Raw genomic sequence first — 22,722 nt, forward strand, 5'->3', positions numbered from 1 at the left:
AGGGGCGTGCCCCTGCACCGCGATGGAGCCCCCACCCGGACTCACGTTTCCGGGTGGGGGCTCCTCGGCTCGTCGGACGTAGTTCTTGAGGATCTCAGTGTCGAGTTCGATGCCCATCGGCTCGGGGCGGAGGACCTTCTCACCGAACTTGGCGGCGCGGATGTCGCGGTAGCCACCGACCTGCCGGTCCGGGATGCTGTGCACCGTGACCGTGCAGGGGCCCCGGTCGATCAAGAGGCCAGGGGAATTCCGGCCCGGCCGTATGCAGCCGGCTTCTCATACCGGCCCCGTCGGTCGGTGTCCGAGTCGTACGAGGTGAGTCGACGACCATGAGCGCCCCGTCCGGGTCGGCCCACTCACCGTGTCCCGCGAAGCGGGCCTCGGGCGGCCCGCGAAGCGGGCCTCGGGCGCGAGCACCGCATCCGGTTCGGCCCTGCCTTCTCGATACGCCTGCACTTGGAGCCCTCGGCCCTGATCCAGGTCCAGATCGGGCCTGGTCTGCATGCGGCGCCGGGCCAGCCAGGTCACGATGGTGCGCGCCGGCGGGCCTTCGAACTGATCGAAAAGGACTGAAGGGGTATGCCGTGAAGGCATAGGCTCGCCTCATGCCTCCGGCCAGGAAACGCACACGGACGTACGACCCCGCCAAGACGCGTGCGGCGGTTCTCGCCCAGTTCGGGAACGTGCGCGACGGGGTGGCGACCCTCAGCGCCGAGCAGTTGGCGCTTCCCACCCGGCTCGGGGACTGGACCGTACGGGAACTGGTCGCGCACATCGGGATGGCCCTGTCGGCCTTCGGGCGGTTCCTCGCCAGGCCGGAGCCCGCGACACAGGACTCCACCGCCCTCGACTGGCCCTTCGCGACCTCCGCCAACTCCGGTGCCATCGCGGATGCGACCCGCACACTGGCCGCCCAGAACCCCGACCTGGACACCTACCTCGCCGGCATCGAGAAGGAGGTCTCGGAACTCCTCACGGCGCACCCCGGCACCCGACTGCTGGACACCACCGCGGGCGCCATGCCGCTCGCCGACTACCTGGTGACCCGCACCGTCGAACTGGTCGTCCACACCGACGACCTCAACGCCGCCGTCCCGGGCCTCGACGTCCCCTACGACCGCCAGGCCCTCGCCGCCGCCACCCGGCTGCTCGCCGACGCGCTCGCCGTGAAGGCGCCCGGTGCCTCCACCGAGGTGCGCGTTCCGCCGTACGCCGTCGTGCAGTGCATCGAGGGCCCCCGGCACACCCGCGGGACCCCGCCGAACGTCGTCGAGACCGACCCGCTGACCTGGGTCCGGCTCGCCACCGGCCGTACGAGCTGGGACAGGGCCCTCGCCGACGCCGAGGTCGGCGCGAGCGGTGAGCGGGCCGACCTGAGCGATCTGCTCCCCCTCATGGCGTGACGGCGCGGCCACGCGGACCCCGAACGCCAGCCACGCTACGGGGCGGTCACCTCACCAAACGCATCGGAGAGCTCACCGGGAAGATGTGCGACGGCTCACTCACGGACACCGAGAAAACGCCGAGCGGTCTCTCCGGCCGTCCGCCCTCCTCCGTACGCGACCACCCGCGCACCGCGCTGACCAGCTAAAACGGTGTGAAGGTCAGCGCGCTCGCCGAGCGCTGACCCGGGGCGTTCGGCGACGTCGCACGGCGTGCGGCAGCGATGACCGGATTCGGACCAGTGCACGATCTCGCCTACACTCGGTGGCGTGCCACGTGGTGACGGTCGACTCAATCACGATCTGCTCCCCGGTGAGAAAGGCCCCCAGGACGCCTGCGGCGTCTTCGGTGTCTGGGCTCCGGGCGAAGAGGTCGCAAAGCTCACGTACTTCGGGCTCTACGCCCTCCAGCACCGGGGTCAGGAATCCGCGGGTATCGCGGTGAGCAACGGCTCCCAGATCCTCGTCTTCAAGGACATGGGCCTGGTCTCCCAGGTCTTCGACGAGACCTCCCTCGGTTCGCTCCAGGGTCACATCGCGGTCGGTCACGCCCGCTACTCGACCACCGGCGCCTCCGTATGGGAGAACGCCCAGCCGACGTTCCGCGCCACCGCGCACGGTTCGATCGCGCTCGGTCACAACGGCAACCTGGTCAACACGGCGGAGCTCGCCGAGATGGTCGCCGACCTCCCCAAGGAGAACGGCCGCGCCACCCAGGTCGCCGCCACCAACGACACCGACCTCGTCACCGCCCTTCTCGCGGGCCAGGTCGACGACGACGGCAAGCCGCTGACCGTGGAGGAGGCGGCACCCAAGCTGCTGCCCCAGGTCAAGGGCGCCTTCTCGCTCGTCTTCATGGACGAGAACACCCTCTACGCGGCGCGCGACCCGCAGGGCATCCGCCCGCTGGTCCTCGGGCGGCTGGAGCGCGGCTGGGTCGTCGCCTCGGAGACCGCCGCACTCGACATCGTCGGCGCGAGCTTCGTCCGCGAGATCGACCCGGGCGAGTTCGTCGCGATCGACGAGAACGGTCTGCGCACCTCGCGGTTCGCGGACGCGAAGCCCCGCGGCTGTGTCTTCGAGTATGTGTACCTGGCCCGCCCGGACACCGACATCGCCGGCCGGAACGTGTACCTCTCCCGTGTCGAGATGGGCCGTCGCCTCGCCAAGGAGGCGCCCGTCGACGCCGATCTGGTCATAGCGACCCCCGAGTCCGGCACCCCCGCCGCGATCGGTTACGCGGAGGCCTCCGGCATCCCGTTCGGCTCCGGTCTGGTGAAGAACGCCTACGTCGGCCGGACCTTCATCCAGCCCTCGCAGACGATCCGCCAGCTCGGCATCCGCCTGAAGCTGAACCCCCTCAAGGAAGTCATCAAGGGCAAGCGCCTGGTCGTCGTCGACGACTCGATCGTGCGCGGCAACACCCAGCGCGCCCTGGTGCGGATGCTGCGCGAGGCGGGCGCCGCCGAGGTCCACATCCGGATCTCCTCCCCCCCGGTGAAGTGGCCCTGCTTCTTCGGCATCGACTTCGCCACCCGCGCCGAGCTGATCGCCAACGGCATGTCGGTGGAGGAGATCGGCCGCTCCCTGGGCGCCGACTCCCTGGCGTACATCTCCATCGACGGCATGATCGACGCGACCGCCATCGCCAAGCCGAACCTGTGCCGCGCCTGCTTCGACGGCGAGTACCCGATGGAGCTGCCCGACCCGGAGCTCCTCGGCAAGCAGCTGCTGGAGACCGAGCTGGCCGCCGGTCCCGCCGCCACGGCCGCGACCGACGCGATCCGTCGCCCGTAAGACCAGAGGGTCCGGGGGCGTCCCCCGGAAGACCCAGCCACCAACCCGAAAGATCCCAGGCAATGTCTGAGACCCAAACCGGTGCTTCCTACGCGGCGGCAGGCGTCGACATCGAAGCGGGCGACCGCGCCGTGGAGCTCATGAAGGAGTGGGTGAAGAAGACGCAGCGCCCCGAGGTCCTCGGCGGCCTCGGCGGCTTCGCCGGCCTCTTCGACGCCTCCGCCCTCAAGCGCTACGAGCGTCCGCTGCTCGCCTCCGCCACCGACGGCGTCGGCACCAAGGTCGACGTCGCGCGTCGGATGGGCGTCTACGACACCATCGGCCACGACCTGGTCGCGATGGTCATGGACGACATCGTGGTGTGCGGTGCCGAGCCGCTGTTCATGACCGACTACATCTGCGTCGGCAAGGTCCACCCCGAGCGGGTCGCCGCGATCGTGAAGGGCATCGCCGAGGGCTGCGTGCTGGCCGGGTGCGCCCTGGTGGGCGGTGAGACGGCCGAACACCCGGGTCTGCTGGGTCCGGACGACTTCGACGTCGCGGGCGCCGGTACGGGCGTCGTGGAGGCCGACCGGCTGCTCGGCGCCGAGTGCGTCCGCGAGGGTGACGCGCTGATCGCCATGGCGTCCTCCGGACTTCACTCCAACGGGTACTCCCTCGTCCGGCACGTCCTGCTCGACCGGGCGAAGCTCGGCCTCGACCAGCACATCGACGACCTCGGCCGCACCCTCGGCGAGGAGCTGCTCGAGCCCACGAAGATCTACTCGCTGGACTGCCTGGCCCTGATGCGCACCGCCGAGGTGCACGCGTTCAGCCACGTCACCGGCGGTGGACTCGCGGCCAACCTGGCCCGTGTGATCCCCGACCACCTGCACGCCGCGGTCGACCGCTCGACCTGGACGCCCGCTCCGGTGTTCGACCTCGTCGGCAGGACCGGCGACGTCGAGCGTCTGGAGCTGGAGAAGACCCTGAACATGGGCGTCGGAATGATCGCGGTCGTCCCCGGGCAGTCGGTGGACGTCGCGCTCGCCGCCCTCGCCGACCGCGGCGTGGACGCATGGGTCGCCGGCGAGATCACCGAGCGGGGCGAGCACGAAACGGGTGCCGCCCTGGTCGGGGACTACGCCGGCTGAGACCCTGCCGACAGCACAGAACCCGGTCCGTGGCCAGGGCCACGGACCGGGTGAAAACTCAGTGCAGGGTCAAGCGCCGCGACGATGCCGAGAGGACGACTCGTCTTCCTCGTCCTCGTCGTCCGCATACAGCTCGGCGTACCGTGCGTACAGATCGTCGTCGTGCTCATCGTCCTCGAACCGGTCGCCGTTCGGCGACGTGTTCGACGTCGATGCGCCCAGCTCCTCGGCCAGGCGTGAGAGGTCCGTCCCACCGCTGTTGTACTTCAGCTGGCGGGCGACCTTCGTCTGCTTGGCCTTGGCCCGGCCGCGCCCCATGGCTCGACCCCCTCAACGACGGGGCTCGACGGCCCCAGAGTCTTGACACGCGTTCATGATCCGGAACGGGCTCTCCGCAGAGAGACCGGCCCGTAGGGCTTCCACGGTACCTGAGCCCACGCCCATACGGTACGTCGCCCGCAGGACGGGCGTGTGCCCACAACCGTCGAGGAGCCCTGTCCTCGCTGGTCACGGCCGATTTTAACCACTTATTGGCCGACGACCCGCCGAGGAAAGTGAGAGTCCTCTCAAACCGTCCCTCGGCGGGTACCGGTCAAACCCGGGTGGCCCCCCTCGGGAAGGTCACCGTCCGCGCGCCTCCGCCATCCGCTGCTCGGCGATCCGGTCGGCCGCGGCGGCCGGCGGAATGCCGTCCTCCTTCGCACGAGCGAAGATCGTCAGCGTGGTGTCGAAGATCTTCGCCGCCTTCGCCTTGCACCGGTCGAAGTCGAAGCCGTGCAGCTCGTCGGCGACCTGGATGACACCGCCCGCGTTGACGACGTAGTCGGGCGCGTACAGGATCCCGCGGTCCGCGATGTCCTTCTCCACGCCCGGATGCGCGAGCTGGTTGTTGGCCGCGCCGCACACCACCTTGGCCGTCAGCACCGGCACCGTCTCGTCGTTCAGCGCCCCGCCCAGCGCGCACGGGGCGTAGATGTCCAGGCCCTCGGTGCGGATGAGGGCATCGGTGTCGGCGGCGACGGCGACCTGCGGGTGCGCGGCGGTGACCCGGCGCACGGCGTCCGGCCGTACGTCCGTGATCACGACGTCGGCGCCGTCCTCGAGCAGGTGCTCGACCAGGTAGTGCCCGACCTTGCCGACACCCGCGATGCCCACCTTGCGCCCGCGCAGCGTCGGGTCACCCCACAGGTGCTGCGCGGAGGCCCGCATGCCCTGGAAGACGCCGTACGCGGTCAGCACGGAGGAGTCGCCCGCGCCGCCGTTCTCGGGGGAGCGGCCTGTGGTCCAGGGGCACGCCCGGGCCACCACGTCCATGTCGGCCACATAGGTGCCGACGTCGCAGGCGGTGACGTACCGACCACCGAGCGAGGCCACGAAACGGCCGTACGCCAGCAGCAGCTCCTCGGTCTTGATCCGCTCGGGGTCGCCGATGATCACGGCCTTGCCGCCGCCGTGGTCGAGACCGGCCATGGCGTTCTTGTACGACATCCCGCGCGAGAGGTTCAGCGCGTCGGCGACGGCCTCCTCCTCGCTCGCGTACGGGTAGAAGCGCGTGCCGCCGAGGGCGGGGCCCAGAGCGGTGGAGTGGATCGCGATGACGGCCTTGAGACCACTGGCCCTGTCCTGACAGAGCACGACCTGCTCATGACCCCCTTGATCCGAGCGGAACAGGGTGTGCAGGACGCCGTCGGTTACGTCGGTCACGGTGGTGACTCCCGGTTGAGTAGCGGCGGTTGGGGGAGGGTCCCGTGCGGGTGGCGGGGCCCGTGGGCATGAGCGTAGAGCGTGCGGGCGCCCACGATGTGCGCAGTGCCGAGGATCACCCTCCCTCGGAGTACGCCCGGACGGGTTCGTGGGACGATTTGCAGGGGTTTTCCACCTCGGCCGGGCCGGTGCCCGGGCGGGTTCGGGTCGGGTTCCGGTGGGGAGGGAGCAGGTGTGCCCAAGGTGTCCTCGGTGATCGTTCCGTACGCGTCCTACTTGCGCGTGTACGAACCGCTGGCCGCCTTCCCGGAGCCGGAGCGCAGCCACTGGGCCCGCTACGCGCGCCGCCCCGACCGGCCCTCGTACCAGGACGAACTGCGCCGTTCCCTGGCCGACTTGCTGCCCACGCCGCCGGTCCCGGTACCGGTGCACGAGAGCGACGACGCCTTCGTGACCGAGGTCGAAGGGGTGCTGTGCGTGTGCCCCTGGCGCACCCGGCTGCGCGGCTGGCAGGCGCTCGGGGAGCTGCCCGAGGAGCTGCCGGCGCCGGTCCTGGACGCGGTCCTCCCGCCCGTCGTGCGCCGCCAGGCCGCCCAGGACTACGAGCGCTGGCGGGAGCGGAACCCGGACGCGCGCCCCTGGATCCGCACCGCGACCTGGCAGGTGCCGCTGAACTGGTTCGTGCTGGTCTCCGACGAGGAACGCAGGTACGAGAAGGGGTCCGGCGAGGTGCCCCCGATGCTGCGCTACCGCACGCCCATGGTGCAGGCCCGCAGGCGCGTCGCGCGGGCCCTCAGGACCCTGAAGGACACGATCGACGAGGGGCCGCTCATCGACGGTCTGGTGGACGTCGGGCGGTGGCTGGAGGAGTTCCACCCGCGGTCGCTGGTCGAGCTGGACTACGGCGGGCTGGTCCACGTCCTGCCGGCCGCGGAGCTGGACGCCGACCATTCGGCCGCGGACGTCGCCGAGGGCATCGAGGCTCTGCGGCACGGGGACGGGGCGGCGGCCGGTGAGGCCTACGGGCGGCTGGTGGAGCGCTGGCGGGCCGTACGGGAGCGCCGGTCGGCGAACTGAGGGCGACCCCTCAGCCGGGGCGCTGCTGAACCGTTGCTCGAATTGTGACCCGCGAGACATGGTGAAGTCGCAACCCTTGGCCCATGGTTGACGTACCGCAGGTGGATGCGGGGTCGGGGCGGAGGACGTAGCGACCGATCCGGGCTTATGCCACCAAGCGTGACGGACGGCACTTACAAGGACCTTGCGCCTTACGGCCCTCCTCATGCCAAAATAGGACAAGGAGCCCGGGGGAGGCTCCTTCTGCCCACATCTGGGCGGAAACTCAGCATTGCACGCTTTGGGGGGTCTCGTGACTCCTGATCGTCCTGTGACTGTTCGTCACAGTGGCGTGACTGTCCGCTATGGCATGGTCCATCGGCTTCCGTCGCTGATGAACACCTGGGAGGGCAATTCCATCGGTTTGGCCGACGCGGCTGGACAGATGGTGTAGTTGTAGTGCCGAGGACAAGCCGTTCGTCCTATAACCGACTCGACTCGCGTCCGCCATTTCGGGCAACGCGGGTCAAGGTGCAGAATTTAGAGGAAAGAACCGAGAAGGTTCGGTTCTCCCGAGGAGGCCGCTCATGACCGCTCGCACCCCTGATGCCGAGCCGCTGCTGACCCCGGCTGAGGTCGCCACCATGTTCCGCGTCGACCCGAAGACGGTCACGCGGTGGGCGAAGGCCGGCAAGCTCACGTCCATCCGTACGCTCGGCGGGCACCGCCGCTACCGCGAGGCCGAGGTCCGCGCCCTGCTCGCGGGCATCCCGCAGCAGCGCAGCGAGGCCTGAACAATCGCATAGCCGGACATACGGGCAGGTCCCCCACCTGCCGTGACGTCCGGGACAACAGCTCCAAGCGACGCGGGTTCTGCCCCAACAGGACTCACGCCCGAGGTCAACAGAGGCACGACAAGGGTGCGTCGTAGATCGCGCTGGACTCCGCCGGGTCCAGCGCGATCTTTTTTGTGCGCCGACCGGGGGTGGGGGCCGGGCTGTGAGCGGCCTTGTCGCAGTCTGGGGAGGGGTGTCGGAACTGCTGTGTGTCACCTCAGGACACGGTGCAATTGCACATATTAAATTGACCCTTTGTAGGAGGGGGGTAAGGGCGGCGGTTCCCGAAACTGGTGCGGTGACACCCGTCACACGCCGGAGTCCTTGTTGCGGGTGCGGGGTCTTTGCTAGAGAACAGCCCGCTGAGCGGCGGGTGTTGGGCGGCCGCAAGTCCAGGAGTGCCCACGCCGGCGTGGGCTGAACCCCCGGGGTTTCAGGCGGTCGTGGCGCTCTCGGGTGCGCCGTCGATCTCCGGGGCCGTCTCCGGCGCCTCCTCGCCGCGCTGGGCGGGTTCCATGGCCAGGCGCAGCAGGTGGTGGCAGACGGGGCAGTGCCGGGTCAGATGGCGGTACCCGGCGGCGGCGGACAGATGGGCACGGAGCAGAGCACGGGTCTCGTGCCGAACGGACGCCGCCATACGCCACCTCCCCGGGCCGCCCGCATCTCAGGGAGCCCTGACTTCTGGGGTACCGGGGGAATGTGACGCCGTCAAGGCACGGGCACGTGCCGCTTGGCTCCACCGCTCGGTGCGGCGGTCAGGACGGCGAGAGTGCCGCCGACTGCGGGGCCCGGGGGTGGAGATGCCGCCACGGAGCTTGGCCCCGAGCCCCTTCCGGGCACTGTCGGCCGGCAGGCATGGCGGGTGCACGGCGGGCGCGGCCTCTGCCGTGGTACGGCGAAGGCCCGCGTCCGTTGCCGGATGCGGGACTGTCCTGGATGCGGTCCTGACGGGATTTGCCGTGTCCGATTGCGGCTGCGCCGCGGGCGTGGCCTCCGCCTCCGCCTCCACCGGTGGTGTGGGGTGGTACGGCGAAGGCCCGCGTCCGTTGCCGGATGCGGGCCTTCGCCGAGATGCGGTCCTGACGGGATTTGAACCCGCGGCCTCCACCTTGACAGGGTGGCGAGCACTCCAAACTGCTCCACAGGACCAGGTTTCGCTGCGCTTCTGTGCGTTGCGCTGCGAGAAGAGACTGTACAGGAGGGTGAGCCCCGGGTCGAACTCACCCTTCGTGCACGAGTCGTCACGGTGCCGCCGCGTCGATCGCCTTCACGATCCGCTTGTCCGAGACCGGGTACGCCGTGCCCAGCGCGTGGGCGAAGTAGCTGACCCGGAGCTCCTCGATCATCCAGCGGATGTCCCGCACCGAGGACGGCACCGGACGGCCCTGCGGCAACTGCTCCAGCAGCCACGCGTACTCGTCCTGCATCTCCCGGACCTTCTCCATGCGCGTGGTGTCCCGCTGCACGTTCGTCGGCATCTGCTGGAGGCGGCGGTCCGCGGCCACCAGGTACCGCATCAGGTCCGGCAGCCGCCGTATCCCCGACTCCGTCACGAACCCGGGCTTCACGAGGGCGTCCAGCTGCGCCCGTACGTCCGCCAGGTTCGGCAGCAGGGCAGGGCTGCGCACCGCCTTCAGGCGGCGCTCACAGGCCTGCCAGGCGGCCAGCACCTGCTGCACCTGTGCGACCGTGCGCACCGTCGTGTCGACGATCTCCGTGCGCACCCTGTCGAACAGCTTCCGGTAGGACTCCTCGTCCCACGCCGGTCCCCCGAAGTCACCGATCAGCTTGTCCGCCGCCGCCATCGCGCAGTCGTCGAACAGGGCCTGGATGGAGCCGTGCGGGTTCGCGGACAGGGCGAGCTTCTGCTGGTTGGTCAGCTTCTCGGAGGCGAACTTCGCGGGGTTCACCGGGATGTTGCGCAGGATGAGCCGGCGCGTGCCCTTCCACATGGCCTCGGCCTGTTCCGCCTCCGTGTCGAAGAGGCGCACGGACACCGTGTCGCCGTCGTCGACCAGCGCCGGGAACGCCTTGACCGGCTGCCCGGCCCGGCGCGTCTCGAACACCTGGGTGAGCGTGCCGATCGTCCAGTCCGTGAGGCCCGTGCGCTCCAGGGACTCCCCGCCCTGCCGCTCGGCGGTGGCCGCCGCGGCCTGCGACAGGGCCTTGCGTGCCTTGGGCTTCAGCTTCAGCTTCAGCGCCTCGAGGTCCTTGTCCTCCGCCAGCTTCCGGCGCCGCTCGTCGACGATCCGGAAGGTGATCTTCAGATGGTCCGGCACCTTGGACCAGTCGAAGTCCTCCGGCTCGAACGGCACCCCGACCATCCGCTTCAGCTCACGCGCCATCGTGGTGGTCAGCGGCTCCTGCAAGGGCACCGCCTTGTCCAGGAACGCCTTGGCGTAGTTCGGCGCCGGGACGTAGTTGCGGCGGATCGGCTTCGGCAGGGAGCGGATCAGCTCGGTGACCAGCTCCTCCCTCAGGCCCGGGATCTGCCAGTCGAATCCCTCGTCCGTGACCTGGTTGAGGACCTGCAGCGGGATGTGGACGGTCACGCCGTCCGCGTCCGCACCCGGTTCGAACTGGTAGGTGACCCGGAACTTCAGCCGGCCCTGGCGCCACGAGTCGGGGTAGTCGTCCTTGGTGACCGCGCCCGCCTTCTCGTTGATGAGCATCTCGCGCTCGAAGTCGAGGAAGTCGGGCTGCTCGTGGCGTTTGCGCTTCCACCAGGAGTCGAAGTGCGCGCCGGAGACGACGTGTTCGGGCACGCGCTGGTCGTAGAAGTCGAACAGCGTCTCGTCGTCGACCACGATGTCCCGGCGCCGGGCGCGGTGCTCCAGCTCCTCGACCTCGCTCAGGAGTCTGCGGTTGTCGGCGAAGAACTTGTGGTGGGTGCGCCAGTCGCCCTCGACCAGGGCGTTGCGGATGAACAGCTCGCGGCTGGCCTCGGGGTCGATCCGGCCGTAGTTCACCTTCCGCTGGGCGACGATCGGGACGCCGTACAGCGTGACCTTCTCGTACGCCATCACGGCCGCCTGGTCCTTCTCCCAGTGCGGTTCGCTGTACGTCCGCTTCAGCAGGTGGCCGGCGAGCGGCTCGACCCACTCGGGCTCGATCTTCGCGTTGACCCGGGCCCAGAGGCGGGAGGTCTCGACGAGTTCGGCCGACATCACGAACCGCGGCGGCTTCTTGAAGAGCGCCGAGCCAGGGAAGATCGCGAACTTGGCGTTGCGGGCGCCGAGGTACTCGTTCTTGGCGCCGTCCTTGACGTCCTTCATGCCGATGTGCGACAGCAGACCGGCGAGGAGCGAGACATGGATGCGGTCGGCCGGCGCGTCGTCCTCGTTGACGTGGATGCCCATCTGCTTGGCGACCGTGCGCAGCTGGGTGTAGATGTCCTGCCATTCGCGAATGCGCAGGAAGTTGAGGTACTCCTGCTTGCACATCCGGCGGAAGGACGAGGACCCCCGCTCCTTCTGCTGCTCGCGGATGTACCGCCACAGGTTGAGGTAGGCGAGGAAGTCGCTCGTCTCGTCCTTGAAGCGGGCGTGCTGCTGGTCGGCCTGGGTCTGCTTGTCGGCGGGGCGCTCGCGCGGGTCCTGGATGGACAGAGCCGCGGCGATCACCATGACCTCGCGGACACAGCCGTTCTTGTCGGCCTCCAGCACCATGCGCGCCAGGCGCGGGTCGACCGGCAGCTGGGCGAGTTTGCGGCCGGTGTCGGTGAGGCGCTTGCGCGGGTCCTTCTGCGTGGGGTCCAGGGCGCCCAGTTCCTGCAGAAGCTGCACGCCGTCGCGGATGTTGCGGTGGTCCGGCGGGTCGATGAACGGGAACTTCTCGATGTCGCCGAGCCCGGCCGCGGTCATCTGGAGGATGACGGAGGCGAGGTTCGTCCGCAGGATCTCGGCGTCGGTGAACTCCGGGCGGGCGACGAAGTCGTCCTCGCTGTACAGCCGGATGCAGATACCGTCGCTGGTCCGGCCGCAGCGGCCCTTGCGCTGGTTGGCGCTCGCCTGCGAGACCGGCTCGATGGGCAGTCGCTGGACCTTGGTCCGGTGGCTGTACCGGGAGATCCGGGCGAAGCCGGGGTCGATGACGTACTTGATGCCCGGGACGGTGAGGGAGGTCTCGGCGACGTTGGTCGCGAGAACGATCCTGCGGCCGGTGTGGGGCTGGAACACGCGGTGCTGCTCGGCGTGGGACAGCCGGGCGTACAGCGGCAGGATCTCCGTGAACCTGTACTGCTTCCTGGTCAGCGCGTCCGCCGTGTCGCGGATCTCGCGCTCGCCGGAGAGGAAGACGAGGATGTCGCCGGGCCCCTCGGCCATCAGCTCCTCGACGGCGTCGGTGATCGCGGTGATCTGGTCCCGGTCCGCGTCGTCGGAGTCCTCCTCCAGGAGGGGCCGGTAGCGCACCTCGACGGGATAGGTCCGTCCGCTGACCTCGATGATCGGCGCGTCGCCGAAGTGCCGGGAGAAGCGCTCGGGGTCGATCGTGGCCGAGGTGATGACGACCTTGAGATCCGGGCGCCGGGGGAGGAGCTGGGCGAGGTAGCCCAGCAGGAAGTCGATGTTGAGGGACCGTTCGTGGGCCTCGTCGATGATGATCGTGTCGTAGGCGCGCAGCTCGCGGTCCGTCTGGATCTCCGCGAGCAGGATGCCGTCCGTCATCAGCTTGATGAAGGTGGCGTCCGGGTTCACCTGGTCGGTGAAGCGGACCTTCCATCCGACGGCCTCCCCGAGGGGGGTGTCCAGCTCTTCCGCGACCCGTTCGGCGACGGTACGGGCGGCGATGCGGCGCGGCTGGGTGTGGCCGATCATCCCGCGGACGCCCCGGCCGAGCTCGAGGCAGATCTTGGGGATCTGCGTGGTCTTGCCGGAGCCGGTCTCGCCGGCCACGATCACGACCTGGTGGTCGCGTATGGCGTCGGCGATCTCGTGCTTCTTCTGGCTGACCGGGAGCTGTTCGGGGTAGGTGACGGCGGGCAGGCGCGCGGTGCGCTCGCCGATCCGCGCCTCGGCCCTGGCGATCTCCGCCTCGATCTCGGCGAGGACGGCGGCCCGGGCCTCGGGCTTGCGGATCTTGCGCGCGCCTTCGAGCCTGCGGCCGAGCCGCTGCGCGTCGCGCAGGGACAGTTCGGGCAGGCGGGGGGCGAGGGTGCCGAGGGCGGGGGCGGGATGCGTAGACATACGCGGTCCAGGATCTCACCTTGGCGAAATTCGTGGCTAACGAATTGCCGGGCGCCGTTCCCGGCGCGGCCTGTCCCGTCCCTGCGGCAGCCGCCCGGTTGCTACGGGCTCTGCTGCTGCGCGGCCGCAGCCGTTGCTGCCTGGTCCCGGGCCGCCATGGACTTCGCCGTGTTGGAGACCGCCTTGATGCCCAGGTACGCGGTGGTCATGCTGCTGACCGCCGTGAAGGCCGCGGTGAGGACGCCGACCATGACCGACTTGTCGCCGTCCAGGCGCCAGACGCCGAAGACCGCCACGCCGGCGATGGCCAGGTTGCTGATGATCACCGCGAGCAGGCCGTAGCGGGCCCGCGTCTTCTCCAGTTCGACGTCCTGCATGGCACCCGCCCTGTCCCGGCTCAAGATTCCTCTGTGGCCGCGCCTCGACCGGGCCGAACGTAGCGTCTGGAAGCGGACATGCCAAGCGTGCGGGCGGGCCGGGCCGTCCCGCACCCCACACCTTTGACAGCGGTGTGTACGCCGAAGTGGTGGTCGGTACGTGTTGTTCTCCTATTTGACCGGCTGATGCGGCCAATGATGAGCCTGCAAGATGCTTTCTTCGGAGGCTCGCGGGAGCAGTAGGGGAGTAATGCGTGGAGCGCAAATCAAAGCCGGTCGAGCGAAACCGCTGGAGGAATGGAGCGCTGGCGAGCTTGGTCGCAGCGGTTGTGGCCGCTACGTGCGCCGCGACAGTCACCCTGCACTCGCAGCCCGAAAAGGCGAGAAATACCGTGACGGCTGTCCTTGCAGGCGCACCGGCGGGCGGTGACAAATGCTCCCACCACGACTGGGAGCGCGGCAAGGGCAAAGACAAGTGCAGGCCGAAGCCACCCAAGTCCCACCGACCGTCGGGTCCCGCGGGTCCGTCGGCCCTCCCCGGGCCGTCGGGTCCCCCAGGCCCCTCGGGCCCCCCGGGGCCGAAGGGCGACCCAGGTCCGTCGGGCTCCCCGGGCCGGCAGGGTGACCCGGGGCCGAAGGGCGACCGAGGTGACCCGGGGCCCTCTGGGTCGCCAGGGCCGAGCGGCCCCCCAGGGATCCAAGGGCCTACGGGACCGTGCGAAGATCTCGACTCCCGCAACGAGAGCGCCATCGACTACAGCGCCGCTGTGGACTCCACCGGTCAGGTGTGGGCCGGCGCGGCCAGCTACGGGTCCGGCGCTACGCGGTACACGTGGATTCCTCTGGTCACTGCTGCAGACCGTTTCCCGGAGGGCCAGCCGTGCCAGGTCTCGCTGAGTTTTCACGACCACTCACTGGGGGAGCTTGACGGGCTCTACATCAAGGTTCTCAATGACTCCAATCACGTCTACGAAAAAGTCTGTGCGGTGACTGGGGCGGCAGCTTTGGACTGCGTGGGGAACGGGGCGATTCCTTGGCGTCCGCTCTGCAGCCAATTCGACAACGCACAGTGCAGCTATCCTGCGCCCGCGCCCTTGGGAGCCGGGGCTGCCAGAAAAGGACGGACGGCATCCCGCTGAGGTGGCAGTCCGAGAGCTGAAGTGCCGGCCGTCGACCTACGGGTTGCTGTAACCGACATGGAAACACCCCCGCCGAAGATCCTCGGCGGGGGTGTATGCCCCTGGTAGGGCGGTTGTGGCTGGGGCCGGGGTCGAACCGGCGACCTTCCGCTTTTCAGGCGGACGCTCGTACCAACTGAGCTACCCAGCCACGAGGTCTCAGGTGAAACCTCAGCGGTCCTGACGGGATTTGAACCCGCGGCCTCCACCTTGACAGGGTGGCGAGCACTCCAAACTGCTCCACAGGACCAAGCGCTGCGTACGACAGTGTCGCACAGGGTGGTGCGTGCCCCCAACGGGATTCGAACCCGTGCTACCGCCTTGAAAGGGCGGCGTCCTAGGCCGCTAGACGATGAGGGCTATCGGCCCGCCTGGGCGCTTCTCAGCGCGTCGGGGACGTGAGAAGCATATGGGATGGGAGGAGGGTTCGCCAAAACCGTTTAGGGGGCGCTCGGCGTCGGGGTCGCGCCGGAGCGGCTCGCAGGGGGCGTGCTCGGGGGCGTGGTGCCCGGCGAGGGGCTGCCGCCGGGCTGGTTCTCCTTGGCCAGGTGACGGGTCACCTCCGCCGTCGTCTGCCCCAGGCCGCCGAGCCTGATCTCGTCCCAGGCCTGCAGGTGGCGGGTGCCCCGGTCCAGGTAGAGGATCGAGGCCTCGATCGGGGCCGGGTACTGGCGTTCGACCGCCCGCAGGCCGCTGCCGCCCGTCGAACCCTCGATGCGCAGCCGGGTGCCGTACTTCATGATCTCCGTCCCCTCGTGGTGCAGATGACCCGCCAGGACCAGCGGTACGGCCCCGTCGACCTGGCGAGCGGCCGTCGGCTCGTGGGCGATCGCGATGTCGACGGGCCTGCCCGCCGCCTTCTGGTCGCGCAGGGCCGTGGCCAGGCGCGCGCCCGCCACTTCCTCGGCGTGGTCGCCGCCCGGGGTGACCGACCGGTCGGGGGTGAACTGCGGATCCCCGATCCCTGCGAAACGCAGGCCCGCGATGCCGACCGCCCTGCCGTCGTCCAGCACGTGCACGTTCTTCATGTGCTCCAGGTAGCGCTGGGTGGTGAGGGAGTCGTGGTTGCCCCGAACCCAGACGTAGGGGGCGCCCAGGTCGGCGATCGGGTCCAGGAAGCGGTTCTCCGCCGCCGTGCCGTGGTCCATGGTGTCGCCGGAGTCGACGATCACATTGACGTCGTACTGCTTCACCAGCGAGAAGATGATCTTCCAGCTCGCCGGGTTGAGGTGGATGTCGGAGACGTGCAGGACCCGGATCGTCGTCGGGTCCGGCTGGTAGGCGGGGAGGGTGGAGGTGACGTCGTAGAGCTTCGTCACGTTCGTCACCAGGCGCGCCAGCTCCTGCTGGTAGACGTCGAACTCGCTGACGATGCTGCGCGCGTTGCCGACCAGGGAGGGGGCGGAGGACAGCAGGCCGGAGAACCTCGGCTCGAGGACCGACTCCGGGTTCCAGGTGGCGTACGCCGTCGCCCCGGAGGCGCCGAGGAGGGTGAACGCCAGCCCGCCGGCCGCGAGGGCCCGGCGGGGGCGGCGGTAGACCGCCAGGCCGAGCGCGGTGGCGCCGGCGACCACGGCCACGCAGGAGCGCACGGCGAGGTCGAGCGTGCCGTGCTCGACGTCGTGGGTGATCTCCTGCTGGAGCCCGGAGATCCGCTCCGGGTGGTCCACCAGTTCCTGGGAGCGGCCCGGGTCCAGCTGGTCGACGTTGACGTCGAGGCGGACGGGCGCCTGGTGGCTGTTCAGCTCCAGGGCGCCGAGCGGGGAGATGTTGATCTTCGTGCCCCCGGCGAGCGAGGGGCGCAGGGTCATCGTGGTGTTCATGGGGCCCACCGGGACGCGGACATTGCCCACGATCAACAGGCCGAGCCAGGTGCCCAGGAGCACCACGGCGACCATGCCGAGGGCCCGGAGCCAGGGGTGGGGCTGCGGCACGAGTTCGGCGGCCGGGTGCGGGCGGAGTGAGCGGTAGTACCGGGCGAGCGTGGAGGGCGCCCTTCGAACGCGGTTCAGAGCTGCTGCGGGGACGCGGTCCATTGGTCCCGTATGCCCAGGTTGCTGAGCGGATATGCGGAGTGGATCAACGGATACGGGGGCGGTCGAACCCCGCCGGCCGGGGTGTCGTGCCGGACAATGGCCCTGTGCTGGAGATGACGCGCGAGGAGTTCGAGGAACTGGTCGCCGAGGCGCTCGACCGGATCCCGCCGGAGCTGACGCGGCTCATGGACAACGTCGCGGTGTTCGTCGAGGAGGAGCCGCCCGCGGACGATCCCGGGCTGCTCGGGCTGTACGAGGGCACTCCGCTGACGGACCGCGGCGAGTGGTACGCGGGCGTGCTGCCGGACCGGATCACGATCTACCGGGGGCCGACCCTGCGGATCTGCGACACCCGTGAGGACGTGGTCGCGGAGACCGAGGTGACGGTGGTGCATGAGATCGCGCACCACTTCGGCATCGACGACGCCCGGCTGCACTCGCTCGGCTACGGGTGACCTGGGACGGCGTGCGGTCGGAGCGGGGGTGCGCGTGGAACGGCGTCCGCTCCGGTGAGGGTGAGGTCCGGGAGGCGATGTCCGCGGTGGCCGTCGAGCGCCCTTGCGTACAGGTGACCTCGGGCGGGTGACGTTCCCTTCTTGCGGCGCGTGTCCTCTTGCGGGCGGCGGGAGTTGGGCAGGCCGACTTCTCGTATGCCCCGGAGGTGGCTGCCCGTGCGCGCCAGTTACGTACCCGTCCGTCTGGCCGCCACGGTCATGGCCCTCGCCGCCGCCACCGGCTGCATGAGCGTGGGCGACGACGCGGGCGCTCCGTCGCAGGCGCCTTCGGCGGGGCGGCACGGCGGGGCGGCGCCGGACGGCGGTTCGGCGACGAGCGGGGGCGCGGACGCGGGACTGGGTGGGGCGGCGGCCAAGGCGGGATCGCCGAAGCCGGCCGGGTCCGGGACCGGAGCGGCCTCCGGGTCGCCCTCCGCGTCGGCGTCCAAGGGCGGCGGCGGGACGAAGGACGCCAAGCCGACCGCGAGGGAGACGTCGCAGCCCGGCAAGGGGGGCGGCGGCGGTGTGGTGCCGCCCGCGCCCACGGTGGGCGAGCCGGACCCCACGCAGACCTCGGTCGACCCCACGCCGACGAGCCGGCCGGACCCGCCGTCGCCGACCCCGACGACCGCGGAGCCGTCGTCCTCGGCGCCCGGGCAGGCCACGCAGCTGACGCAGCGGGAGCCCGCGCCGCGAGCGGGAATCCCGGCGGCGTAGGCGTGTCCCCCTCTGGGGCCCTGGTGCCTGTGGCGAGAGTCACCCGGAGGGGGCGGGCATCGGTTTGCTTTCGGCGGGCCGAGGTGCGTATCTTGGTAGATCGTTTGATCCCATTTGCCCGGCGCCTTGAAGACGCGCCGCGTGTGGCGCGTACTCTCCCTTGCCGTGGCCGGACCGCATCGAGGCGGTCGAATGCGACTTCACGGATGTTTGGGCACGTGCCAGAACTCCGGAAGGTTCGCATTTCGTATGTCTGTTGCCGGTACCGAGCGCATCGTCCTGTCCGCGGACGACTCCCAGAACACCGAGGGCACCTCCGTGGCCGCTGAGGCCCAGGAGACCGCTCCCGAGACGACCTTCGCCGATCTGGGCCTGCCCGAGGGCGTCGTCCGCAAGCTCGCGCAGAACGGCGTCACCGTCCCCTTCCCGATCCAGGCCGCGACCATCCCGGACGCCCTGGCCGGCAAGGACATCCTCGGCCGTGGCCGCACCGGCTCGGGCAAGACGCTGTCCTTCGGTCTGCCCACCCTGGCCATCCTGGCCGGCGGCCGGACCGAGAAGAAGAAGCCCCGGGCCGTGATCCTCACCCCGACCCGTGAGCTGGCCATGCAGGTCGCGGACGCGTTGCAGCCCTATGGCGACGTGCTCGGGCTGAAGATGAAGGTCGTCTGCGGCGGCACCTCCATGGCGAACCAGATCTACGCCCTCGAGCGCGGCGTGGACATCCTGGTCGCCACGCCCGGCCGGCTGCGCGACATCATCAACCGCGGCGCCTGTTCCCTCGAGGACGTGCGGATCGCCGTCCTCGACGAGGCCGACCAGATGTCGGACCTGGGCTTCCTGCCCGAGGTCACCGAGCTGCTCGACCAGGTCCCGTCCGACGGCCAGCGGATGCTGTTCTCCGCGACCATGGAGAACGAGATCAAGACCCTCGTCGACCGGTACCTGAACGATCCGGTGAGCCACGAGGTGGACGCCGCCCAGGGCGCGGTGACGACCATGTCGCACCACATCCTCGTCGTGAAGCCCAAGGACAAGGCCCCGGTCACCGCCGCGATCGCCTCCCGCAAGGGCCGCACCATCATCTTCGTCCGCACCCAGATGGGTGCCGACCGGGTCGCCGAACAGCTGCGCGACGCCGGGGTGAAGGCGGACGCGCTGCACGGAGGCATGACCCAGGGCGCGCGCACGCGGACACTGGCCGACTTCAAGGACGGGTACGTCAACGTGCTCGTCGCGACCGACGTCGCCGCGCGCGGCATCCACGTCGACGGGATCGACCTGGTGCTCAACGTGGACCCCGCCGGGGACCACAAGGACTACCTGCACCGCGCCGGCCGTACGGCGCGCGCAGGCCGTACGGGCACGGTGGTCTCCCTCGCGCTGCCGCACCAGCGGCGCCAGATCTTCCGGCTGATGGAGGACGCGGGCGTCGACGCCTCGCGCCACATCATCCAGGGCGGGGCCGCCTTCGACCCGGAGGTCGCGGAGATCACCGGCGCCCGGTCGATGACCGAGGTCCAGGCGGAGTCCGCCGGGATGGCCGCGCAGCAGGCCGAGCGGGAAGTCGCGCAGCTCACCAAGCAGTTGGAGCGGGCGACGCGGCGCGCGGCCGAACTGCGGGATGAGGCCGACCGCCTCGTCGCGCGGGCCGCGCGGGAGCGGGGCGAGGACCCGGAGGCGGCGGTGGCAGCCGCGGCGGCGGAGAGCGCCGAGGCGCCGGCCAAGGTCTCGGTGCCGGAGCAGCGGACCGCCGCGGAGGCGGAGCGCGGCGCGGGCGCCGACCAGAGTGAGGGTGAGGAGCGCACGGCCGGTTCGTCGTCGTACGAGCGGCGTGACCGCCGGGAGGAGCGCGGCGGTTTCCATCGGGACCGCGGTTTCGACCGTGACCGGGACCGCGGCTTCGACCGCCGGGACGACGACCGGGGCGGCCGCTCGTTCGAGCGGCGCGACGACCGGGGCGGCTTCCGCCGTGACGGCGACCGGCGCCCGTTCGACCGTGACCGCGACCGTGGCTTCGCCGGCCGTGACCGGGACCGCGGCTTCGACCGCCGGGACAACGAGCGTCGTGACAGCGACCGCCGGGACAACGACCGTCGTTCGTTCGACCGGCGCGACGACCGCGGTGGCTTCCGTCGCGACGACGACCGCGGTGGCTTCCGGCGCGACAACGACCGTGACCGCCGCCCGTTCGACCGCGACCGTCGTGACAACGACCGTCGTTCGTTCGACCGGCGCGACGACCGCGGTGGCTTCCGTCGTGACAACGACCGTCGTCCCTTCGACCGGCGTGACGACCGCGGCGGGCACCGCGGCAGCGACCGCCCGTTCAACCGGGACCGCCAGGGCGACCGCCCCGGCTACCGCTCCAGCGGCCACGACCGCCCCTACGGCCGTCGTGACGACCACCGCGGCACCGGCTCGTTCGGCCGCCGCGAGGACAAGCCGCGCTGGAAGCGCAACGGCTGACGCCGAGTGAGCTCGAAGGGCCCGTACGACTTCCCGTCGTACGGGCCCTTCCGTCTTCCGTCGTACTGAGGCCCCACCGCGTACTACGGCAACGGTCGCTTTTCCGGCCGTCGATTTCAGGTCACCGGGTGACGCATGTCACGCCCTCGGCGAGGGAATCGCTGGGGGCATGACAGATGACGTCAGAGCGAGTGGGCTGTCGGACGAAGAGCGGCTGGCCCAGCTCGGCTACACACAGGTTCTCGCGCGCCGGATGTCGGCGTTCTCCAACTACGCGGTCTCCTTCACGATCATCTCGGTGCTCTCCGGCTGCCTGACCCTCTACCTCTTCGGGATGAACACCGGCGGCCCCGCCGTGATCACCTGGGGGTGGGTGGCCGTCGGTCTGATGACGCTGTTCGTCGGGCTGTCCATGGCCGAGATCTGCTCGGCGTACCCCACCTCCGCGGGCCTGTACTTCTGGGCCCACCGCCTGGCACCGCCGCGCTCGGCCGCGGCCTGGGCCTGGTTCACGGGCTGGTTCAACGTGCTGGGCCAGGTTGCCGTGACGGCGGGCATCGACTTCGGCGCCGCGTCCTTCCTGGGCGCGTACCTCAACCTCCAGTTCGACTTCGAGGTCACCCCCGGCCGCACGGTTCTGCTCTTCGCGGCGATCCTGCTCCTGCACGGCCTGCTGAACACCTTCGGCGTCCGTATCGTCGCCCTCCTCAACAGCGTCAGTGTCTGGTGGCACGTGCTCGGGGTCGCGGTCATCGTCGGCGCCCTGGCCTTCGTACCGGACCACCACCAGTCGGCGTCCTTCGTCTTCACGAAGTTCGTGAACAACACCGGCTGGAGCAGCGGCACTTACGTGGTCCTGCTCGGTCTGCTGATGGCCCAGTACACCTTCACCGGCTACGACGCCTCCGCCCATATGACGGAGGAGACGCACGACGCCTCCACGGCCGGCCCGAAGGGCATCGTCCGCTCCATCTGGACCTCCTGGATCGCCGGCTTCGTCCTCCTGCTGGGCTTCACCTTCGCCATCCAGTCCTACGACAGGGAACTCCAGTCCCCGACCGGCGCGCCGCCCGCGCAGATCCTGCTGGACGCCCTCGGAGCGAGCGCGGGCAAGCTGCTGCTGCTCGTGGTGATCGGTGCGCAGTTGTTCTGCGGGATGGCGTCCGTGACGGCCAACAGCCGCATGATCTACGCCTTTTCGCGTGACGGGGCGCTGCCGTTCTCGCGCGTGTGGCACACGGTCAGCCCACGCACGCGCACCCCGGTGGCGGCGGTGTGGCTGGCGGCGATCGGGGCACTGGCCCTGGGCCTGCCGTACCTGATCAACGTGACCGCGTACGCGGCCGTGACGTCGATCGCGGTGATCGGCCTCTACATCGCCTACGTCATCCCGACCCTGCTGCGGGTCCGCCGGGGCGAGACCTTCGAACGCGGCCCCTGGCACCTGGGCCGCTGGTCCCAGCCCATCGGCGTGATCTCGGTGGCCTGGGTCGTAGTGATCACGGTCCTCTTCATGCTCCCGCAGGTCTCCCCGGTCACCTGGGAGACGTTCAACTACGCCCCGGTCGCCGTCCTGGTCGTCCTCGGCTTCGCGGCCACCTGGTGGCTGGCGTCGGCCCGCCACTGGTTCCTGAACCCCGACCACGAACGCACCCGCATCCGCGAGGCCGGCCTTCCCCAAGCTCTCGGCTCCGCTCGAGCAGGGGAGACCCCGAGCGGCGCCCCCGAACCGGCCGACCCGTAACCCCACCGGCCACCCGCACGGCCGCCCCTGCACCCACCCACATGCCACCCACAGCGAACACTTCCGGCCCGCCTCCCCGATACCCGATCGGAGATACGGCCTCGTCGGGCTATGCTCGGGGAGGCAACATCGCGAGGGCCCTTAGCTCAATTGGCAGAGCAGTGGACTTTTAATCCATTGGTTGTGGGTTCGAGTCCCACAGGGCCTACGGCGGCGGGAGAGGGCTTCCCCCCTCTGACCTGCTACGCAGCGCCTGGGTCGGCTTCGGTCGGCTCGGGCGCTGTTTCGTTTTCTGGCCCGTACGTGAGCGGATGTGCCCGTGGCCGTCGATACACACTCCAGCGGACGTGACCGTCGACGCCGGCGCCATCCCGCGGGAGTTCGTGGACACCACCACCAGCGCTCTCCACCGTTATCTCCAGGATGGCCCTCAGGTGTCACTCAACGGATGGGAGTGATCCTTCCTTCAAGAGAAGTGGGACTGAGCGCTTGGGACCGTCGCCGTGCACGAGGAGGGGTGAAGCGCGCACGTTCGTGCCCCCTAGCGGGTCAG

Annotated in this window: 15 protein-coding genes, 5 tRNA genes and 1 pseudogene; 11 read left to right on the plus strand and 10 right to left on the minus strand. The window is 70.0% G+C overall.

The window, feature by feature from the left end:
• Window positions 1-605: 605 nt before the first annotated feature.
• From C3488_RS17295 to purM, 3 genes are all read left to right on the plus strand, one after another.
• Window positions 606-1,403 (plus strand): maleylpyruvate isomerase family mycothiol-dependent enzyme, encoded by a 798-nt coding sequence (locus C3488_RS17295; RefSeq protein WP_103840346.1) that lies wholly within the window; start codon window positions 606-608, stop codon window positions 1,401-1,403.
• A 309-nt stretch (window positions 1,404-1,712) separates the two neighbouring features.
• Window positions 1,713-3,239 carry an amidophosphoribosyltransferase gene (purF, locus tag C3488_RS17300; protein ID WP_103840348.1) on the plus strand — a complete coding sequence of 509 codons (1,527 nt, stop codon included), beginning with the start codon at window positions 1,713-1,715 and terminating at the stop codon, window positions 3,237-3,239.
• Between the two features lie 62 nt (window positions 3,240-3,301).
• The gene (purM, locus tag C3488_RS17305; protein ID WP_103840350.1) at window positions 3,302-4,372 is read left to right on the plus strand and encodes a phosphoribosylformylglycinamidine cyclo-ligase; all 1,071 of its coding nucleotides are present in this window, start codon (window positions 3,302-3,304) and stop codon (window positions 4,370-4,372) included.
• Window positions 4,373-4,441: 69 nt separating this feature from the next.
• Here purM and C3488_RS17310 read toward each other — a convergent pair whose 3' ends face one another.
• Complete coding sequence (locus C3488_RS17310; protein WP_103840352.1) at window positions 4,442-4,690, minus strand: DUF3073 domain-containing protein; 249 nt, start codon at window positions 4,688-4,690, stop codon at window positions 4,442-4,444.
• 303 nt (window positions 4,691-4,993) lie between these two features.
• The gene (locus tag C3488_RS17315) at window positions 4,994-6,076 is read right to left on the minus strand and encodes a Glu/Leu/Phe/Val dehydrogenase dimerization domain-containing protein (protein WP_103840354.1); all 1,083 of its coding nucleotides are present in this window, start codon (window positions 6,074-6,076) and stop codon (window positions 4,994-4,996) included.
• Window positions 6,077-6,310: 234 nt separating this feature from the next.
• Here C3488_RS17315 and C3488_RS17320 point away from each other — a divergent pair, with 234 nt between their 5' ends.
• Window positions 6,311-7,153, plus strand: a complete 843-nt coding sequence (locus C3488_RS17320) for a hypothetical protein (protein WP_103840356.1) — start codon at window positions 6,311-6,313, stop codon at window positions 7,151-7,153.
• A gap of 566 nt (window positions 7,154-7,719) precedes the next feature.
• On the plus strand, window positions 7,720-7,926 hold the full coding sequence (gene bldC, locus C3488_RS17325; protein ID WP_003949541.1) for a developmental transcriptional regulator BldC: 207 nt from the start codon (window positions 7,720-7,722) through the stop codon (window positions 7,924-7,926).
• Between the two features lie 475 nt (window positions 7,927-8,401).
• On the opposite strand, the gene C3488_RS17330 is transcribed toward bldC, so the two are convergent.
• The 8 genes from C3488_RS17330 to C3488_RS17370 all read right to left on the minus strand — a co-directional run bounded on the left by C3488_RS17330 (window position 8,402) and on the right by C3488_RS17370 (window position 16,745).
• Window positions 8,402-8,605, minus strand: coding sequence for a DUF6274 family protein (locus C3488_RS17330; protein WP_103840358.1), 204 nt, complete (start codon window positions 8,603-8,605; stop codon window positions 8,402-8,404).
• 437 nt (window positions 8,606-9,042) lie between these two features.
• Window positions 9,043-9,117, minus strand: a tRNA-Asp gene (locus C3488_RS17335).
• Between the two features lie 92 nt (window positions 9,118-9,209).
• Window positions 9,210-13,154 (minus strand): ATP-dependent RNA helicase HrpA, encoded by a 3,945-nt coding sequence (gene hrpA, locus C3488_RS17340; RefSeq protein WP_103840360.1) that lies wholly within the window; start codon window positions 13,152-13,154, stop codon window positions 9,210-9,212.
• 101 nt (window positions 13,155-13,255) lie between these two features.
• On the minus strand, window positions 13,256-13,531 hold the full coding sequence (locus tag C3488_RS17345; protein ID WP_103840362.1) for a hypothetical protein: 276 nt from the start codon (window positions 13,529-13,531) through the stop codon (window positions 13,256-13,258).
• 1,255 nt (window positions 13,532-14,786) lie between these two features.
• Window positions 14,787-14,860, minus strand: a tRNA-Phe gene (locus tag C3488_RS17355).
• A 24-nt stretch (window positions 14,861-14,884) separates the two neighbouring features.
• Window positions 14,885-14,959: transfer RNA gene (locus tag C3488_RS17360), tRNA-Asp, on the minus strand.
• Window positions 14,960-14,996: 37 nt separating this feature from the next.
• Window positions 14,997-15,069: transfer RNA gene (locus C3488_RS17365), tRNA-Glu, on the minus strand.
• Between the two features lie 80 nt (window positions 15,070-15,149).
• Window positions 15,150-16,745, minus strand: coding sequence for a metallophosphoesterase (locus C3488_RS17370; protein ID WP_181139059.1), 1,596 nt, complete (start codon window positions 16,743-16,745; stop codon window positions 15,150-15,152).
• 104 nt (window positions 16,746-16,849) lie between these two features.
• Between C3488_RS17370 and C3488_RS17375 the strand changes: the two genes are divergently transcribed.
• The 6 genes and pseudogenes from C3488_RS17375 to C3488_RS17400 form a co-directional block, all read left to right on the plus strand.
• Complete coding sequence (locus C3488_RS17375; protein WP_103840364.1) at window positions 16,850-17,200, plus strand: metallopeptidase family protein; 351 nt, start codon at window positions 16,850-16,852, stop codon at window positions 17,198-17,200.
• A gap of 216 nt (window positions 17,201-17,416) precedes the next feature.
• A complete protein-coding gene (locus C3488_RS17380; protein ID WP_103840366.1) occupies window positions 17,417-17,956 on the plus strand; it encodes a hypothetical protein in 540 nt (179 codons plus the stop codon).
• Window positions 17,957-18,205: 249 nt separating this feature from the next.
• Window positions 18,206-20,425: a DEAD/DEAH box helicase gene (locus C3488_RS17385; protein ID WP_181139060.1), complete on the plus strand. Its 2,220-nt coding sequence runs from the start codon at window positions 18,206-18,208 to the stop codon at window positions 20,423-20,425.
• A gap of 169 nt (window positions 20,426-20,594) precedes the next feature.
• Window positions 20,595-22,169, plus strand: a complete 1,575-nt coding sequence (locus tag C3488_RS17390) for an amino acid permease (protein WP_258053473.1) — start codon at window positions 20,595-20,597, stop codon at window positions 22,167-22,169.
• A gap of 135 nt (window positions 22,170-22,304) precedes the next feature.
• Window positions 22,305-22,377 (plus strand) — tRNA-Lys (locus C3488_RS17395).
• A gap of 145 nt (window positions 22,378-22,522) precedes the next feature.
• Window positions 22,523-22,627 (plus strand): annotated as a pseudogene (locus tag C3488_RS17400) (DNA mismatch repair protein MutT); the annotation flags it as partial.
• Between the last annotated feature and the right edge of the window lie 95 nt (window positions 22,628-22,722).

This window comes from Streptomyces sp. Ru72, from assembly GCF_002920635.1.
Lineage (GTDB): Bacteria > Actinomycetota > Actinomycetes > Streptomycetales > Streptomycetaceae > Streptomyces.